General features: G+C 55.2%; 11 protein-coding genes, 1 tRNA gene and 7 pseudogenes. 10 read left to right on the plus strand and 9 right to left on the minus strand.

Translation table 11 applies throughout. The features are described from left to right. Positions 1–340 precede the first annotated feature (340 nt). Positions 341–812 (minus strand): annotated as a pseudogene (locus AACY18_RS21330) (aldo/keto reductase); the annotation flags it as partial. Between AACY18_RS21330 and AACY18_RS21335 the strand changes: the two are divergent. From AACY18_RS21335 to AACY18_RS21345, 3 genes and pseudogenes are all read left to right on the plus strand, one after another. Next, a pseudogene (locus AACY18_RS21335) lies at positions 809–1,352 on the plus strand (LysR substrate-binding domain-containing protein); the annotation flags it as partial. The pseudogenes AACY18_RS21330 and AACY18_RS21335 overlap by 4 nt on opposite strands. A 194-nt stretch (positions 1,353–1,546) precedes the next feature. Beyond that, positions 1,547–2,116, plus strand: a complete 570-nt coding sequence (locus AACY18_RS21340) for a DJ-1/PfpI family protein (RefSeq protein WP_339466018.1) — start codon at positions 1,547–1,549, stop codon at positions 2,114–2,116. A gap of 207 nt (positions 2,117–2,323) precedes the next feature. Further along, positions 2,324–2,440: pseudogene (locus tag AACY18_RS21345) on the plus strand (transposase domain-containing protein); the annotation flags it as partial. A gap of 23 nt (positions 2,441–2,463) precedes the next feature. Here AACY18_RS21345 and AACY18_RS21350 read toward each other — a convergent pair. Continuing rightward, the gene (locus AACY18_RS21350; RefSeq protein WP_339433036.1) at positions 2,464–2,946 is read right to left on the minus strand and encodes a GNAT family N-acetyltransferase; all 483 of its coding nucleotides are present in this window, start codon (positions 2,944–2,946) and stop codon (positions 2,464–2,466) included. Positions 2,947–3,308: 362 nt separating this feature from the next. Beyond that, positions 3,309–3,440, minus strand: a pseudogene (locus tag AACY18_RS21355) (LysR family transcriptional regulator); the annotation flags it as partial. A gap of 1 nt (position 3,441) precedes the next feature. Here AACY18_RS21355 and AACY18_RS21360 point away from each other — a divergent pair. Beyond that, a pseudogene (locus AACY18_RS21360) lies at positions 3,442–4,180 on the plus strand (oxidoreductase); the annotation flags it as partial. Here the strand turns inward: AACY18_RS21360 and AACY18_RS21365 are convergent. Next, positions 4,171–4,665, minus strand: coding sequence for a DUF1652 domain-containing protein (locus AACY18_RS21365; protein ID WP_339433035.1), 495 nt, complete (start codon positions 4,663–4,665; stop codon positions 4,171–4,173). The pseudogene AACY18_RS21360 and the gene AACY18_RS21365 overlap by 10 nt on opposite strands. On the opposite strand from AACY18_RS21365, the gene AACY18_RS21370 reads away from it, so the two are divergent. Next, a complete protein-coding gene (locus AACY18_RS21370) occupies positions 4,639–4,848 on the plus strand; it encodes a hypothetical protein (protein WP_339433034.1) in 210 nt (69 codons plus the stop codon). The genes AACY18_RS21365 and AACY18_RS21370 overlap by 27 nt on opposite strands. Here the strand turns inward: AACY18_RS21370 and AACY18_RS21375 are convergent. Next, entirely contained in the window at positions 4,786–5,751 is a 966-nt protein-coding gene (locus tag AACY18_RS21375; protein ID WP_339466086.1) for a transcriptional regulator GcvA, read from the minus strand. The two genes, AACY18_RS21370 and AACY18_RS21375, sit on opposite strands and share 63 nt — an antisense overlap. A gap of 109 nt (positions 5,752–5,860) precedes the next feature. Between AACY18_RS21375 and gstA the strand changes: the two genes are divergently transcribed. Both gstA and AACY18_RS21385 read left to right on the plus strand, forming a co-directional pair. Then, the gene (gstA, locus tag AACY18_RS21380) at positions 5,861–6,472 is read left to right on the plus strand and encodes a glutathione transferase GstA (RefSeq protein ID WP_339433033.1); all 612 of its coding nucleotides are present in this window, start codon (positions 5,861–5,863) and stop codon (positions 6,470–6,472) included. A gap of 92 nt (positions 6,473–6,564) precedes the next feature. Beyond that, positions 6,565–6,945 (plus strand): RidA family protein, encoded by a 381-nt coding sequence (locus tag AACY18_RS21385; RefSeq protein WP_339466020.1) that lies wholly within the window; start codon positions 6,565–6,567, stop codon positions 6,943–6,945. A gap of 109 nt (positions 6,946–7,054) precedes the next feature. Here AACY18_RS21385 and AACY18_RS21390 read toward each other — a convergent pair whose 3' ends face one another. After that, on the minus strand, positions 7,055–7,321 hold the full coding sequence (locus tag AACY18_RS21390) for a hypothetical protein (protein WP_339433031.1): 267 nt from the start codon (positions 7,319–7,321) through the stop codon (positions 7,055–7,057). 442 nt (positions 7,322–7,763) lie between these two features. Between AACY18_RS21390 and AACY18_RS21395 the strand changes: the two genes are divergently transcribed. Further along, positions 7,764–9,752 carry a peptidase U32 family protein gene (locus AACY18_RS21395; protein ID WP_339466021.1) on the plus strand — a complete coding sequence of 663 codons (1,989 nt, stop codon included), beginning with the start codon at positions 7,764–7,766 and terminating at the stop codon, positions 9,750–9,752. A gap of 115 nt (positions 9,753–9,867) precedes the next feature. Here the strand turns inward: AACY18_RS21395 and AACY18_RS21400 are convergent. After that, a tRNA-Gln gene (locus tag AACY18_RS21400) sits at positions 9,868–9,942 on the minus strand. A gap of 445 nt (positions 9,943–10,387) precedes the next feature. Here AACY18_RS21400 and AACY18_RS21405 point away from each other — a divergent pair. Next, a pseudogene (locus AACY18_RS21405) lies at positions 10,388–10,540 on the plus strand (alpha/beta hydrolase); the annotation flags it as partial. Between the two features lie 7 nt (positions 10,541–10,547). On the opposite strand, the gene AACY18_RS21410 reads toward AACY18_RS21405, so the two are convergent. Then, positions 10,548–11,558 carry a GlxA family transcriptional regulator gene (locus tag AACY18_RS21410; RefSeq protein WP_339433029.1) on the minus strand — a complete coding sequence of 337 codons (1,011 nt, stop codon included), beginning with the start codon at positions 11,556–11,558 and terminating at the stop codon, positions 10,548–10,550. 81 nt (positions 11,559–11,639) lie between these two features. On the opposite strand from AACY18_RS21410, the pseudogene AACY18_RS21415 reads away from it, so the two are divergent. Next, positions 11,640–11,747: pseudogene (locus tag AACY18_RS21415) on the plus strand (LysR family transcriptional regulator); the annotation flags it as partial. 19 nt (positions 11,748–11,766) lie between these two features. On the opposite strand, the gene AACY18_RS21420 reads toward AACY18_RS21415, so the two are convergent. Further along, on the minus strand, positions 11,767–12,927 hold the full coding sequence (locus tag AACY18_RS21420; protein WP_339466023.1) for a radical SAM protein: 1,161 nt from the start codon (positions 12,925–12,927) through the stop codon (positions 11,767–11,769). Positions 12,928–13,011: the final 84 nt, after the last annotated feature.

Genomic DNA, 13,011 nt, shown 5'->3' on the forward strand with positions numbered 1-13,011 from the left:
GCGGCGCCGCCGCTCCTGACCCAAAAGCTCCCCACTCTTGTCGTTGCTATTAGTCATAAACATAACCGTTTGCCTATCCCTTATCGTAAGGGGGAAACGGTGTCCTGTCTTTCATGGGGCTCGTCCACTGGCTATCTTCGTGGCTCGACTGTTTGTTGCTGCCAGGTAACCGGCAGGATCTCCAGGAGCCATCAGCTGACTCCTGAGATCACACGCTGCCAAGCAGAAGGGGCCGGCGGTGTCTGCTTTGTCGGCCGCGATCCCTATCGCTCGCGGTCATCCCTTACCTCCCGCAATAGAGGTTATGTCAGCAACGTATCAATTGATTGACATTGGTTGCTCAGGCCGCGCTGCTGGGTACATTTGTCCCTCTACCTTCAGGTAAATAGGGGCTCATTTCTTCTATTTCAGCGTGGCTAAGACGAATGCTGGTGGCATCGTTCAATCCATTCATGGACTAGGTCGGGCCGACGTACGCCTACGATACCGCCGGTGACTGCCGGATCACGTAGTACCCAAGCGATGGCTACGGCCGCCGCACTGACCTCATGTCTGGCCCCAATCTTTGCCATGACTTCTACCAAAGCGAGGTTATTGCTGAGGCGAGGTTCCTGGAAGTCGGCGCTACGCGATTTTCGCCAGTCGTCGTCGGACAACTGTGCAATCCGCTCACGGGTCAGGCTTGCGGTCGGTAGGCCAGATTGTAAAGTCGAGTAGGCAATCACTCCAACCTGCGCCGTTGCACAATAAGGCAGGTTTTGATCATCGATATCGCGCATCAAGGCTGAATACGGCGGTTGAAGGGAGGCAATACCCACGCATCAATGTGGAGCTGGTGACTGACGATGGGTTGAGCGACATCATCGACAAAGGGTTCGATGCCGGCGTGCACTTCGGCGAAATCCTCACTGGTGAAATGGTCGCTGTCCCGGAGGGCTCTCCCTAGGTGATTTGTCACAGTTGCTGCCTCCGGTTATCTCGTGGGGTGCGGGACACCGGAAACGCCACAGAGGCTGCTTGAACACGCTTGCATTGGCAGACGCTTTCCCAGCGGCAAACTGTACAAATGGGAATGTCTTGCCGAAGGCCTGCCCATGCGCCTGACCGTGACAGGGCCGTTGATACTGGGAGATGACACCATGATGATCCAGGCCGCGAAGGACGGTACCGGGATCGCGTACGTGTATGAGGAGATGGCAAGGGAGTACATAGCGCAGGGGCAGTTGGTGGAAATTCTTGAAGACTGGAAAGCCCTGCCAAGCAGGTTTTTTATCCATTATTCCAACCGGCATCACGTACCGCCGGCGCTACAGGCGCTCATCGAGTTTGTACGTGAAACGCAGCATCAATGACAAACTGAAGGCGGTACACTTGCTCGCCGTCTAGAAGCGTAGGGTTGTGAAGACGGCGTTCTGATCAAGCGTTATCGACAGGCCGTTTTTGGCCGATTGCTGCCTATCATAAGGCGCAGCAACCGACCCGAAGCAGCCTTGATGTCTGTTTATTGTCGCCATTCGTTATTGGCATTCATGGAGGATTCTGACTGATGGCACGTGTGGGTTTGATACTGACACCCGGTTTTGCGGACTGGGAATATGCTTTCATTGCTGGAACTGCGTCACCGTTTTACGGGATCGACGTCAGGTTTTTCGCTCCTGCTACGGGGCAGTTCTGCTCGCAGGGCGGATTGGCTGTAACGGTTGATAGCAGTTTGCAGCAATGTCTGGACTGGAAACCGGACGTTGTTGTCATCATTGGAGGAACGATCTGGGAGCATGCAGAAGCACCGGATATTCGAGACTTTCTTCATGCCAGTCGCTCAAGTGGGGCGACAATTGCAGGTATCTGTGGGGGAACGCTGGCACTTGCCAGGGCCGGGCTTATCGACACGGTTCCTCATACCTCGAACAGCGCTGACTTCTTACAACAGAATGCCGTAGGTTATGAAGGGCGTACGCTTTATCGAAACAGTCCGGTCGCTGTGGTTGCAGACCGCATCATAACTGCTCCAGGCCCTGCCCCCATTAGCTTCACCTGCGCGGTGTTCGAAGGGGCCGGGCTATCTTCAAAGATCATTTCTCAGTTCAGGTCAATGTTGGCAGCGGAACATGCGTGATCGCGTCGCCCCGGCGCTGACTGGACGCCGCTCAAGTTAGCTTCACTAGGCCGACCCGGTCTAATCCTTGTTCCGCCAGACGGGTCACCAATGGGATTACGAGCGATATGAAGGCGATAACTGGAACGTAACCGAGTTGCCATTTATGCGGCAGCAGCTCTTCAATTTCACATGCCCGATGCGTAAGCGTACACCGAAGTCACGATGCATGACTCAGGTCGATATCTGAAAGACGTTCTCACGCGTCTGCCGACGCAGCGGGCGAGTGATATTTCCGACCTGTTGCCGCACAGGTTGATGCCCATCTGGCTGTACAACCTCTGACTGGTCACCGTATCAAGATTCGCCTAGTTACCCAAACTAACGGTATTACTGTTGGCGCGGACATAATAATTATCAAATTCACCGCTTTCGACAAATACGAAACCATGGCGAATATAAAAGCGATTTGAAGCGCTTTCTTTGAGAGCGCCAACCTTAATAGGGCGTCCGATCTCATCCGCCTCTCTGAAAATCTGAGTGAGAACTTCGGTGCCTATCCCTGCTCCTTGGGCGCTAGGTATCACATACAAGTGGTCAAGCAGAAGCTCGCTTTGATGGTCTTTGAGAACAACAAAACCGACCATATCACCTGATACTTCTATGCGGCGCGTGCTGCTAGCGTCGAAACCACTATGAAACCGTTCGCGCGCGCGATCAGGATCAAACCGCCCAAGCCGCTCCAGGCTTTCGCGCATGGCCTCAATCCGAATGGCTATCAGATCTTCTAGATCGCAGTTTGAAGCACGGCGTAAAACGACAGCAAATTTTTGATCAGGGGAAGTTGACATAACAAGCGCTCTAGGCATGGCCGGTGACTCATTATAGAGAGCGTGAGTCGCATAACCAGTCCTGCAAAATAGAAACAAATATCTTCTAAGCTGCTGAAAGATAAGGATTAATATTCGAACTTGAAAACAGTCGACGGTAGCAGTTCCATGCGTTCGAACCCCACCGCCTCCGCCATCTTTATACGACAAAGCCCTGATTATTCAGGGTTTTGCCGTTTCTGGGATTCGCAACTGTCAAGCCGGTCTTTCTGAACCGTTTGAGCACCTATTCAGTCAATTCCGCAGCCCTGCACTCCAACACCACCTCGTCCCGCTCAAATAAAATAGCTCCAGACAAAATAATCACTCGCGCATAGAGCCGGTCAAGCGTTGGTTATGGACGGGGCGTCAGGATTGAGGATTTCCACGAGAAAGTCGATAAACACATTGATGCGGCTCGATCCACGATGATTGGGCAAATACAACGCGTTGATGCAACTGCTGGCACTGCCTGGGCACGTCGGGCGGGTTTCGCACCCAAGCTTCCAACCCGACGCCGATCTGCCGGTCGCGCCCAGCGCCTTACCCGTGCCCGGCAAGACTTTTATCGTAGATGAAAAGGGTAACGGTATCTGGGGCGGCGCGCAACGCGCTGGATGCCGGCATGGACGGCGTGGAAATCCATGCCGGAAATGGTTATCTGCTCGATCAATTCCTTAACAACAACAGTAACCAGCGCGAAGACGATTACGGCGGCAGCGTTGAGAATCGCGCACGCTTTCTGCTGGAGGTGGTAGCGGCGGTCGCTGAAGAAGTAGGTGCTGAACGGGTCGGTGTGCGGCTGACGCCGATGGGACGATTCATGGGCATGGGCGATGACACACCCGAGACTACGTTCGGTCATCTCGTCGAGATGCTCAACCAATGGAATCTGGCCTACCTGCATCTGGTGGTGCCTGCGATGGTCGGGACGGTCAAGGACGAAAACTTCGACCCGCGCTGGGACGCGATCATCGCCCAGCTTCGCCAAGCCTGGAAAGGCGTTCTGATTCTGGCCGGCGGGTATGACGCCGAGTCCGCCGAGCGAGCACTGATCTCAGGTCGCGCCGACATCATCGCGTTCGGTAGACCTTTTCTGGCCAACCCTGACCTGCCGCGACGGATTCACGAGGGCTTACCGCTCAACACCCCGGACCCGAGCAGCTTTTTTGGTGGTGATCAGCGCGGCTACATCGACTATCCGTTTTACGCCTGAGATGAAGACGCCGCCCTTTCACGCGGCCACGCTCTCATTTCATGAGCAAGGCTGAGCTCTGCGCGAATTTCATCGACGAGTGCAGTTATTGCCTGGTTTCCTTTCAGACACGTGATGGAAATGCCTGTGACCATCAACTCTATCCGCCCCGATAGAGGGTCATGGATCTGCGCCTGAAGATAACCCTGTGGCTCAATCTGACATGTGCACGAGAGCGGCAAAAAAGCCGATTCGATGATGTGGCGCAGTTCAAGGTTTGACAGCATGTCGACCCCTTTGAGCAGGAGCCAGCCAAGGCACTCGCGCCTTACTGGATTGATTGTGGTGCCATCACCCATAACACCTGGCGCAGCAATGACGTGATCAGCGTACGCCTTCGTGCTCGACACGTTATACCCTTTAGCAATCGAACCCCTTTTATCTCGTTTCCATAGCACGCACTTGCCGAGGATGTCGCAATGCCGAAGAAACAGCCGGTCGTTCAAGAGACCGCAACAGCCGCAGACATCGAACGCGCCATCCAGGCGTTGAACAAAATGGCCGAACGCCTCTGGGGGGATAGTCGAGAAGCGGAGGCCAAAGCCCTTCTCGACGCGCTTGATGCGTTAAACAGGGCCCTCGACAGAATCAGGATTGGAGAAAGTCGCAGGGTGGTCACGCTCCATTGAACCGCTCACGTTATTGTCCAGCGACGCCAGTAACCATGTCCTGAGGGCCACTATTTTTTGCGAATCAGCCGTTTCATGAGGCGCCACCAGATAGAACCCCAAATCATCTTTCAAGCGCAGAGCAAATGGCGCCACCAGTCGCCCTGCTCGCAGATCATCGGCGACATAGGTCGAACGCCCCATGCATACGCCTTGCCCGTCCACAGCGGCCTGCACCGCCATCATCGCCAGATCAAACGTCAACCTTGGCCCTTCGGCCAGTTGCGCTGGCTGACCGGCGGCACTGAGCCAGGTGTTCCAGTCTCCGGCGGTCATGCCACTGACTTGCAGCATCGTGTGGTTCGCAAGATCGGCTGGTGTGCTCAAGGCCTTCGCCCCGCCAGGCAATGCGGGACTGCATACCGGGAATATTTCATCAGACATCAAGAAGTCGGCGCGCAAACCCTTCCAGTCGCCCCGACCATAACGAATCGCTGCGTCAATGCCGCCCTTGCGAAAATCCACCAGATCGGTGGAGGCGCTGACCCGAACATCAATATGGGGATACGCCTGCTGAAACGACGGCAGACGTGGCAATAACCATTTCGACGCCACCGATACCAAGGTACTGAGGGTCAACACACTGTTGTTGCGCGACGCCAGTAATTGTTCGGTCGAATAGCGCAGCCCTTGGAATGCCGAACGGATACCGGGCAAATAGGCCTGACCATGCTCAGTAAGTGCCAAACCGTCCTTGAGGCGCAGAAACAGAGGCACGTCCAACGCCTCTTCGAGCCGGCGAATCTGATGACTGATGGCGGTTTGCGTGACGTTAAGCTCTTCGGCTGCCCTAGTGAAACTCATGTGCCTAGCGGCGGATTCGAAGGCTTTCAAGCCGTTGAGAGAAGGAAGTCTGGCAAACATGTGAAGTTCAATGGCCATGAGATTTTGTCATACGCTAACACTCGAAATGACCTTTGCGAAGCCTGAGACGACGAGTGATCCTGACACCTTCTTTCAGCCAGGAAGTGCCATGAAACTGTATTTCGCGCCCATGACCTGCTCCCTCTCCCCGCACATTGTCCTGCTGGAATTGGGCTTGCCGTTCGAACTGATTCGCGTCAATAACCAGAGCAAATGCACCGCCGACGGGCGCGACTTTCGCAAGATCAACCCCAAGGGGTACGTTGCAGCGCTGGAACTGGATAACGGCGAGGTCCTGACGGAGGGGCCGGCGATTCTTCAATATCTGGCGGATCAGGCGCCGGGCCACGCAATGGCAGCGGCCAACGGCACCTGGGAGCGCTCGAGGTTGCAGGAACATCTGAACTTCATCAGCGCCGAAATCCATGGTGGCAGCGCCCCGCTGTTCAGTGCTGAGTTCCCGGAAGCGATCAAAACCGTTTTCAGGCAAAAGCTCTTCAAACGTCTGGATTACCTGAGCGGCAGCCTCTCGGATCAGGACTATCTGATGGGTACGTTCACAGTTGCCGATGCTTATCTGTTCACCGTGCTCACATGGCTACCAACCTTCAATATCGACATAGAAAACTGGCCGGCCCTCGCCAGTTATAGTCGCCGCGTCGCTACACGACCCAGTGTCCTGTCAGCCCTCGCGGCAGAGGCGGCGACGCTGCCTGTGTGATCCGGATTGCCAGTACGTTTTCTCTGAAGGGGCCATGTCCGTAGGGAATCTGTAAACTGCCGCGATATTCACTCGCTCAGACAAGGACTCCCATGGCCAACCAAAACATCACCTTCACCCCCGATCCGGACGCCGACTCCATTTCCTCCGACGTCGCGACGTTCGGCGGGATCATGGTCTCCACCCAGATTCCGACCCGCGCCGATGGCAACCTGGAACTGGGTGGCATTACCGAACAAAGCGAATGCACACTGCAAGCGCTGAAAGTTGCCCTGGAACGTGCCGGTAGTTCGATGGATCGGGTCATGCACCTGACCATCTACCTCACCGATATGGCTGATCGCGCCGCGTTCAACGAGGTTTACAAGCGCTTCTTCGCCAAGCCGTGGCCGGTTCGTGCAGCCGTAGGCGTTGCCTCGCTGGCCGTAGAAGGCATGCGTGTGGAAGTGACCGCAATGGCCGCCAAGGCCTGACATCACACCACAAATTCCTTAATGAGCAGTTTGCGCATTAAGGCTTGCGGGCAGGCGACATCGACGCTGAATGTATCGCCGCCCTCAAGGGTAAAGCAGCACGTTGAGTTCAAAGTGGACCTGTTGCTTTGAGAAAGACGCTTTCACTTGAAATATGATAATGCTCTTCGTCATATTCGAAGTCCGTTTCAAAAACCACCTCAATTGTTTTAGATACTTTATCTCTCTTGAAAGAAACTGCGCCTTTGAGAAGGGTAATTATGCCGGCATGGGATACAAAGACTCCCGAAACCCCTTCGCCAAAGTGAACGAATTCGTACGTGCCATCTTCCATAGATCGCGCAAGCACAATCGAAAGCTGTACAAACTCATCCAATGGCGCGCTACGACCGATGATGCTGATAGTGCCCTCGCTTAATGATTCATATATAAACTGAGCCGCCGAAAAACCTCCTCGACCATCGGAAATGGTGTTGAGAATTTAACGTCGAAAACATTATTTCTCACGGCACAAGCCGTACCAGCCTTTAGCGTTTCTTCATCAAGATCATTCGTTGCATAATATTCAGTTTTTTTCATGACCAGGCACCCTTGATTCCCAAACTAACAAACCGGAATTTAGACAGCTGCGCACACCGGACTATCGGGCGATGAATGTGTTTGAATATTGGCGATTAAACAACTGATAGAAACCACAGTTATGGAATTTTCAGAACTGTGCCAGCGGACTCAATACACCTGAATCGGCATACGGGTGCCGGTCGGCCATTTCGCAGGTACAATGCGCGACTAACCGTGACAGCCTGACTAAAAAAACTATGTCCTTGCCCAAGCACCACCTGGAATTGCTCAGCCCTGCCCGCGATGTGGCCATCGCCCGTGAGGCGATCCTGCACGGCGCCGACGCCGTGTACATCGGCGGCCCGAGCTTCGGTGCCCGCCACAACGCCTGCAACGAAGTCAGCGAAATCGCCGAACTGGTGGAATTCGCCCGCAAGTATCATGCGCGCATCTTCACCACCATCAATACGATCCTGCACGACAACGAACTGGAACCAGCACGCAAGCTGATCCATCAGCTATACGACGCCGGCGTCGATGCGCTGATCGTCCAGGATCTGGGCGTGATGGAGCTGGACATTCCGCCGATCGAACTGCACGCCTCGACCCAGACCGATATCCGCACCCTGGAGCGGGCGAAGTTCCTCGATCAGGCCGGTTTCTCGCAACTGGTACTGGCCCGCGAACTGAACCTGCAAGAAATCCGCGCAATCGCCGACGAAACCGACGCTGCGATCGAGTTCTTCATTCATGGCGCGCTGTGCGTGGCATTCTCCGGCCAGTGCAACATTTCCCACGCGCAGACCGGCCGCAGCGCCAACCGTGGCGACTGCTCCCAGGCCTGCCGATTGCCTTACACCCTAAAAGATGAAAAGGGTGGCGTGATTGCCTACGAAAAACACCTGCTGTCGATGAAGGACAACAACCAGAGCGCCAACATCCGGGCCCTGGTTGAAGCCGGCGTGCGTTCGTTCAAGATCGAAGGTCGCTACAAAGACATGGGCTACGTGAAGAACATCACCGCCTATTACCGCCAGCGCCTCGACGACGTGCTCGAAGATCGCCCGGACCTGGCCCGTGCCTCCAGCGGCCGCACCGCGCACTTTTTCCTGCCCGATCCGGAAAAGACTTTCCATCGCGGCAGCACCGATTACTTCGTGACCGATCGCAAGATCGACATTGGCGCGTTTGACTCGCCGACGTTCACCGGTCTGCCGGTGGGCACGGTCGAGAAAGTCGGCAAGCGTGATATGCAGGTCGTGACCCACGAGCCGCTGTCCAACGGTGATGGCTTGAACGTGCTGGTCAAACGGGAAGTGGTCGGTTTCCGCGCCAACATCGCTGAGCCAAAAGGCGAGTTCGAAGAAGACGGCGAGAAGCGCTACCGCTATCGCGTAGAGCCTAACGAGATGCCGGAAGGCCTGTACAAGCTGCGCCCGAGCCATCCGTTGAATCGCAACCTCGATCACAACTGGCAACAGGCGCTGCAAAAGACTTCTTCCGAACGTCGCGTGGCGTTGAGCTGGCTCGCCCGCTTGCGTGAAGAACAGCTTGACCTCACCGCCACCAGCGAAGAAGGCATCAGCGCCAGCGTCACGCTTGACGGCCCGTTCGGCGTTGCCAACAAGCCCGAGCAGGCGCTGGAGCAACTGCGCGATCTGCTCGGCCAACTCGGCACCACGCAGTACCACGCCACCGACATCAAACTCGATGCGCCACAAGCGTTCTTCATCCCCAACTCACAGCTCAAATCCCTGCGCCGTGAAGTGATCGAAGCCCTGACTGCCGCCCGTGTCGCCGCTCACCCACGCGGCAGCCGCAAAGCTGAAACCACCCCGCCGCCGGTGTACCCGGACTCGCACCTGACGTTCCTGGCCAACGTGTACAACCAGAAGGCTCGCGACTTCTACCATCGTCACGGCGTGAAGCTGATCGACGCCGCGTATGAAGCGCATGAAGAGCCTGGCGAGGTGCCGGTGATGATCACCAAGCACTGCCTGCGCTTCTCCTTCAACCTGTGCCCGAAACAGGCCAAAGGCGTGACCGGCGTACGCACCAAAGTCGCGCCGATGCAGTTGATCCACGGCGATGAAGTGCTGACGCTGAAGTTCGATTGCAAACCGTGCGAGATGCACATCATCGGCAAGATGAAGGGCCACATCCTCAACCTGCCGCAACCGGGCAGTGTGGTCGGCCACATCAGCCCCGAAGACCTGATGAAAACCATCCCGCGCGCACCGCACTGAGTGAGGGGCGCGCACGGTGCTCCGGCATCGTGCGCGCCAGCCCTGCTCCGTCGTGGCACAAATCGCAGGCATAAAAAAACGCCAACTTCTTGCGAAGTTGGCGTTTTTCGATATATGGCAGGGGCGGCTGGATTCGAACCAACGCATGGCAGGATCAAAACCTGCTGCCTTACCGCTTGGCGACGCCCCTACAGCTCTTGTCAGCGGCTCCGTGAGGATCACTGCGAGAACGGGGCGCAATTTACCAACATTCTTTTCGTTTGTGAAGTACGAAATGAATTATTTTTTGTTTTAAAACAGCGACTTATTATTTTGCCCGGCTTCGGGCCAGTGATCAGTGGGTTTTTCGCTGTGTATCACACTCTGTATGACCCCTCGCCGCGATACAGCGCCTTTCAACAATGACCTGCTTCGACACAGGCCTGATACGTCCCTGCGCTCAAATGCACTCAAGGTTTGAAGGATTTATAAGGAACCCTTGGCCAGGAGCTTGTACAGGAGACGCCACCATGAAGATGGCACGCCGTTGCTGGCGACCAAGGGTTATCGAGTGTTGATGCCCTAGGCGCGAGCTTATGGCGATACGCAGTTCCTCTCCAAAGACACCCTGCGCAATAGGCAACCAGCGGCGCTGGCAGGGCGAAGTAAAATACGCAGCGCTGGAGCAGAAACTGGCCACCGCACCGTCGATCAGTGTGCCGACGGTAACGTTGAAGGGCGATGCTAACGCCGCACCGCACCCGGCGCCTGAGAACTACACCAAGCGCTTGACCGGCAAGTATCAGTTCCCTCGGGTTATTTAACGAGGCGTTTTTCTCTTGAGGGGCGATAGCCGAAGTATGAGCTGTAGCATTTACTGAAATGGCTTGGGGAAACGAAGCCGCAGGCCACCAGCACTTCCACCTGGGAAAGCTCGGTGTGTTGTAGCAAACGCCGCGCTTCGGTGATGCGCAGTTCCAGGTAGTAACGTTGCGGCGTGGTACCGAGTTGCTCCTTGAACAAGCGCTCCAACTGGCGCCGAGATCGCCCGGCATACACCGCCAGTTGTTCCAACTCCAGCGGCTCCTCAAGGTTGGCGTCCATCAACTTCACCACTTCACGCAACGGCGCACTCACGCAGATGTTTTCATCCGGTTTGATCCGCCGGTACCGCGACTCTTCGAACGCCAGAATATCCTCGATGCCTTCGACCAACGCTTTGCCGTGCAAGCCCTTGATCCAATCCAGCGCCATGTGGAAAGCTCCGGACGGACTCGACGCGGTGAGCCGGTCACGATCAATTACATAGGGTTCGCTGCTGACTTGCGTGGCCTTGGCAATCTCGGTGAGCGCCGGACGATGCTCCGGGTGAATCGCGCAGCGATAGCCATCGAGTAATCCGGCGCGCCCGAGAAACCAAGCGCCATTCCACAACCCTGCGAGACTGACGCCCCGCTCCGCCGCCGCGCGCAACAGGCTGATCAATTCATCCGTCGCCTTAAGCTCGGTTCGATAACCACCGCACACCACCAGTAGATCAAGCTCTTGAAGGGCCGCCAGATCAATCCGCACATCCGGGCGAATGACCAAACCCAGATCACTGTTCACCTCACCTTCGCCTAACCCGAACGTGCGGGAAGCAAACAACTCTGCGCGCAACAGATTGGCGGTGATGATGGTATCCAGCGCCTGGGTGAAGGCCGGCAGTGAAAAGTGTTCGAGCAGCAGAAAACCAGTGCGGGTCACGCGGGTGTCAGCTGATTGTTCATTCAAATAGCGGAGGTTTTTCCCCTTCATACCTCCGCTGAATTGGCGTCGTTCGATCAAGGCAGGGTCCTTCGGTCATGTTGTTATCCGCCGATAGTTAGCCTGATGGAACAAAGAGTCAATCACGCCTACGGTTGATGGCTGGTCGAAGACTCGATTCGCGGCCCGAACTGGGCGTTACCGACCCATCGCGACAGTGAGAACGGTCCGATGGCCCAACGCTTTATCGTTTGGCTATCGGATCATCTGCTGTCCGCCTGATCGTTGTTTAAACCACTGTAAAGACACCGGCACCGAGTCTTCCCTCCAAACGGCCAAACAGCAAATAGTGCTGGTAGCCGCTGGAGAAAGCGCCGCTTTGAACGGCTTGCCTGACGTCTTCATTCAATTGAAAGTATTGGGCTTCATCGAAGTTTTCGGCACTGACTTCGCCGGCCCGGCCAAGTTGTTCGCTATCAATCGGCAGTTCGAGAATACTGCGTCGTTGAAAATCGATGATGCGATTAACCGCATGGCTCTCCAACACACCCCGATTGTTATTCATCGAGTAGATATGCATGCCCTTGCTGGCGCATCGATCACACATGTCGGCGCAGTTTTTCTGCGTGGATTTGCGTCGAGTCAGTTCATCAAGGGGCATGTCAAGGTACTTACCCACTTGATATTCGGTCTGATTGAAAATCGAACAACACAGTACCGTATTGCCATTGCAGTCAATTACCAGCCAATCGTCCTTCAGGACACAGATCTGCGGGGGATAGTTTTGGATGACATTCACAAGATCAGCATAAGGCGGCAACGCGAGCCTTTTCAGGGTCTCGAGATCGGTCTCGGTGACAGAGGAATCGCCCTCGACAATCGCCAGGGTCTTCTCCAGCGGCATCATCACGGAATAGCCAGTAGTGAATTTGAAACCCAAGCGCTCACTGAACTCGCGCATCAGCGCTTCTTCTTCCATGTTGTCCAGGTAGCGATGATAGTAAACGTCGACCTGGGTGGCTAAACCATATCGCTGTTTAATGTCATGCAAGGCAATCATGTTTTGTTTTACAACTTCAATATCACCACCCACATGACCCTTCTCATAAGTTTCCAGGTAGAAACCCGAGAGCGATATACGGAAGAACCCTGGCTCGGCCATCAAGGCTTTTTCCATGTTCTTGGCCAGATTCAAGTTAGTGCTGACACCGCTGTTCAAGCCCGCCGCGTTAACGATTTCGATAAACTCGCCAATCTTTGGATGAACCAGCGGCTCGGTCCAGTTGTAGAGAAAGATTGAGCGAACACCTTCACGTTTGGCTTTCTCGACGATCTGCCTGAACATGTCGAGTTGCATGGATTTCTTGAAATTGAGGTTTTCCGAGTTACCCATCGGACAGGAAGGGCAGCTTAAATTACAGGCGCCGACGATATCGATGTACATGTTCATTATGGGTGCAGCTCCTGGAGGCGAAAACCATGCACATCACGACTGCAGGCTTTCAAGTCGCCATTTGTGTAAGTTATTTGACGG

It is taken from the genome of Pseudomonas sp. EA_65y_Pfl2_P74 (assembly GCF_963970575.1).
Classification (GTDB): Bacteria; Pseudomonadota; Gammaproteobacteria; order Pseudomonadales; family Pseudomonadaceae; genus Aquipseudomonas; species Aquipseudomonas baetica_A.